The organism is Streptococcus oralis (assembly GCF_001578945.1).
GTDB lineage: Bacteria > Bacillota > Bacilli > Lactobacillales > Streptococcaceae > Streptococcus > Streptococcus oralis_Q.
In genome coordinates, this window is the sequence record NZ_KQ969556.1 from 32,915 (window position 1) to 36,580 (window position 3,666).

Sequence of the window (3,666 nt, forward strand, 5' to 3'; positions counted from 1 at the left end):
CGTGTTTTCTTCTGTCCCACTTTGGGGGTGCAGTGCCCAAGCTTGGTTTTTTATCTATTTTTAGTATCAAGAATGATGGTGACTGGTCCATCATTGACTAGCTCCACCTGCATATCTGCTCCAAAGACGCCTGTCTGAACGGCTACTTCCTTGGCCAGTTCGTGGTTGAACTGTTCATAAAACTCTTTGGCCTGTTCTGGTTTGGCTGCACCTGTAAAGGCGGGACGATTGCCTTTCTTGGTATCTGCAAAGAGGGTAAACTGAGAAATAGAGAGGATTTCTCCTTCAATATCCTTGACAGACAAGTTCATTTTCCCTTCGTCATCTGAAAAGATGCGCAGATTAGTCAGTTTTCTCACTGCATAGTCCAGATCTTCTGCTTGATCCTCAGGTCCGACTCCGACTAGGAGAAGCAAGCCCTGATGAATCTTTCCCTGAATTTGACCTTCTATCGTAACTTGGGCTTTTTTGACCCGTTGGATAATGATTTTCATAGCATCCTTCCTACCTAGCCATTGGTTCGTTTAACCGAGTAAACCTCTGGAACGCTCTTAATCTTGTCTACAACCGTTGTCAGAGTAGAAAGATTGGAAATCCCAAAGGAAACATGGATATTAGCAAATTTCATATCCTTAGTTGGTTGGGCGTTAACGGTCGAGATATTCTTGGTCGTATTGGACAAGACCTGCAAGACATCATTTAAGAGCCCTGTACGGTTGAGACCATAGATATCGATGTGGGCAGTGTATTCCTTGCTGGAATATTGGTCTTCCCATTCTACATCAAGAAGCCGTTGCTCATAGTTCTCCTGGGTACGGAGATTCATACAGTCTACACGGTGAATAGCAACGCCGCGTCCCTTGGTGATGTAACCAACAATGTCATCTCCCGGAACAGGATTACAACACTTGGCAATTCGAACTAGTAAACCAGAAGCACCTTCAATGACCACACCGCCTTCATGTTTGACTTTAAGCGTATCCTTGTTTTCAACTTTGACTTCACCACCCTTGACAAGCTCTTCTGCTTCTGCCTTGGCCTTGGCACGCTCTTCCTCACGGCGTTCTTTTTCGGTCAATCGGTTAAAGACGGTAATGGCGCTAATTTCTCCAAAACCAATAGCTGCATAGAGAGCCTCTTCTGTCTTGTAGCTGGTCTTTTGCAGAACCTCATCCATGTGGCGCTTATCCATAAATTTGTTGGCCACATAGCCATTTTCTTGAAGCTGATTGATGAGGAGTTCCCGTCCCTTATTGATAGACAATTCTTTGTCTTGATTTTTAAAGAACTGACGAATTTTGTTGCGCGCCTTGCTGGTCTTGACCATGTTCAGCCAGTCACGACTCGGACCAAAGGAGTTGGGGTTAGTGATAATTTCAACCTGATCTCCCGTCTTGAGTTTGGTGGTCAGAGGCACCATGCGACCATTGACCTTGGCACCAGTCGCTTTTTCCCCAACCTTGGTATGGATTTCGTAAGCAAAGTCAATAGGGCCTGAATCCTTAGGAAGGGAGCGAACGGCTCCATCTGGGGTAAAGACGTAAATCTCCTCAGCCAGGTATTCTTCCTTAACCGAATCCACAAAATCCTGAGCACCCTTGGACTGGTCCTGGAGTTCCATCATCTCCTTGATCCAGTTCATCCCGATAGCAGATTCCTTGCTGTTGACCTGGCCTTTAATGCCTTTTTTATATGCCCAGTGAGCTGCTACCCCGTACTCAGCCACCTCGTGCATTTCCTTAGTACGAATCTGGAATTCAATCGGCCCTTTTGGTCCATAAACTGTTGTATGGATAGACTGGTAACCATTGGCCTTACGATTGGCGATATAGTCTTTAAAGCGACCTGGCATAGGTTTCCAAAGTTCATGTACATAACCCAGCATGGCGTAAACATCGCTCTGGGTATCTAAGATACAGCGAATGGCAATCAGGTCATAAATTTCCTCAAAACGTTTCTTTTTATCCTGCATCTTGCGATAGATCGAATAGATATGTTTAGGACGGCCATATATTTCCCCTTTGAGATTGCGTTCGGTAGCATACTCCTCCAACTTGGTTACGACTTCATCGACCAAAGCTTCACGTTCTCTGCGTTTTTCCTTCATCATGTGAGTAATCTTATAAAACTCAGTTGGATTGAGGTAACGGAAAGATAAATCTTCCAACTCCCACTTGACACTGGAAATCCCTAGACGATGAGCAAGTGGTGCGTAAATTTCCATGGTTTCTCTGGAGATGCGTTCTTGCTTGTCCTTTCGCAGGTGTTTGAGTGTTCGCATATTATGCAAACGGTCCGATAATTTGACCAAGATAACACGGATATCCTCAGACATGGCCATGAGCATCTTGCGGTGGTTTTCAGCCAACTGTTCCTCGTGGGACTTGTACTTGACCTTACCGAGCTTGGTCACCCCATCAACGATAATCCGAACATCATGACCAAACTCCCGCTCCAAATCATTCAGCGTTGCATCCGTATCCTCAACCACATCATGCAAAAAACCACAGGCAACCGTTACGGCATCCAGCTTAAGCTTAGCCAGAATTCCTGCTACTTGAATGGGATGGATGATATATGGCTCACCTGATCTCCGAAACTGCCCACTATGACAATCAACCGCGTAAATCAAAGCCTTTTGCACAAAAGCCACATCTTCCTTTGTTAAATATTCTCTTGTTAAAGCGACTACCTGATCGCCCGTCAAATTCACTTCTTTCGGCATTTCTACTCTCCAATTTCTTGTAGTCTATTTTAACACTTTTTAGGGAATATGAAAACTATCTTCATTCTTCAAGGCAAGAGAAAAACTCCAAAGGGTAAAACCAAGCGAGTTTTCCTTTGGAGTGTCTTTCCGTACTTCTATCGCTAGGGTCTTGCTTATTGGAGCATAGAAGCTAACAAGCCACCTAGGATGAGGATAATGGCTCCACTAAGTCGATTGGCCATTTGGGCAAAGGCAATCATTTCCATACGATCAGACGCTGATAGAACTGCGATATTTCCTGTTCCACCCATGGAATTGTTAATCATCCCAGATCCGATAGCTGTCTCCACTGGATAGAGTCCAACCATTTTTCCAATCACGGCTGAAGCTAGCCCCATAGAAACAACGGAAGCCAAACTCAGCAGAATAAATTGCCAGGTCATGGCTTGCGCTAGTGTTGAAAGGTCAATAAGAGAGAGACCAATACCAGCCAAAACGGCATGGGTCAAGTTCGTCATGATGACTTGGTTAAACATGACCACACAGTTTTCTAAAGCCTTCGGCACCGCATTTAGAACCTTGAGGATGAACACGATGATAATCATGAAGGCATAGCTGTGAATTTTTGGAATAAAGGCATTACAGATAACACCGAGCAAGAAAATGGTAAAAGCAAAGATCATACCAACCCCAATTTCGCTTGGGTTCAGGGTCAATTTCTCCTTTTTTAATTCCTCCTTGTTAATGGGGATGAGAACGCCGTGACCGTTGTATTTGCTATTGGCAAATACCTTTGCAATCATGACTGCACCAATGATGGCTAGGATATTCCCAAGAGTTGTTGCTGGAGCTAACTGGGAGAAAATAGCCGTTTGATCTCCATGAAGGTTTGCTGCATAAATCTTGGAAAGAGGCAAAATCCCTGCTCCCATGCCTCCCACCATTTGAGGGAAGGAAAC

At 44.7% G+C, this 3,666-nt stretch carries 3 protein-coding genes; all 3 read right to left on the reverse strand.

Annotated elements, in window-relative coordinates:
* Positions 1–50 precede the first annotated feature (50 nt).
* Positions 51–494 carry a D-aminoacyl-tRNA deacylase gene (gene dtd / locus SORDD16_RS09050; RefSeq protein ID WP_061453191.1) on the reverse strand — a complete coding sequence of 148 codons (444 nt, stop codon included), beginning with the start codon at positions 492–494 and terminating at the stop codon, positions 51–53.
* A gap of 14 nt (positions 495–508) precedes the next feature.
* Complete coding sequence (locus SORDD16_RS09055; RefSeq protein ID WP_061453192.1) at positions 509–2,725, reverse strand: RelA/SpoT family protein; 2,217 nt, start codon at positions 2,723–2,725, stop codon at positions 509–511.
* A 155-nt stretch (positions 2,726–2,880) separates the two neighbouring features.
* Positions 2,881–3,666: 2-hydroxycarboxylate transporter family protein (locus tag SORDD16_RS12015; RefSeq protein ID WP_241734048.1), on the reverse strand; the 786-nt coding region annotated here is incomplete at its 5' end.

What these genes read in the sequence shown, in the direction of transcription:
- dtd (WP_061453191.1), bottom strand. Translation starts at nt 494, where the DNA reads ATGAAAATCATTATCCAACGGGTCAAAAAAGCCCAAGTTACGATAGAA.
- SORDD16_RS09055 (WP_061453192.1), bottom strand. Translation starts at nt 2,725, where the DNA reads ATGCCGAAAGAAGTGAATTTGACGGGCGATCAGGTAGTCGCTTTAACA.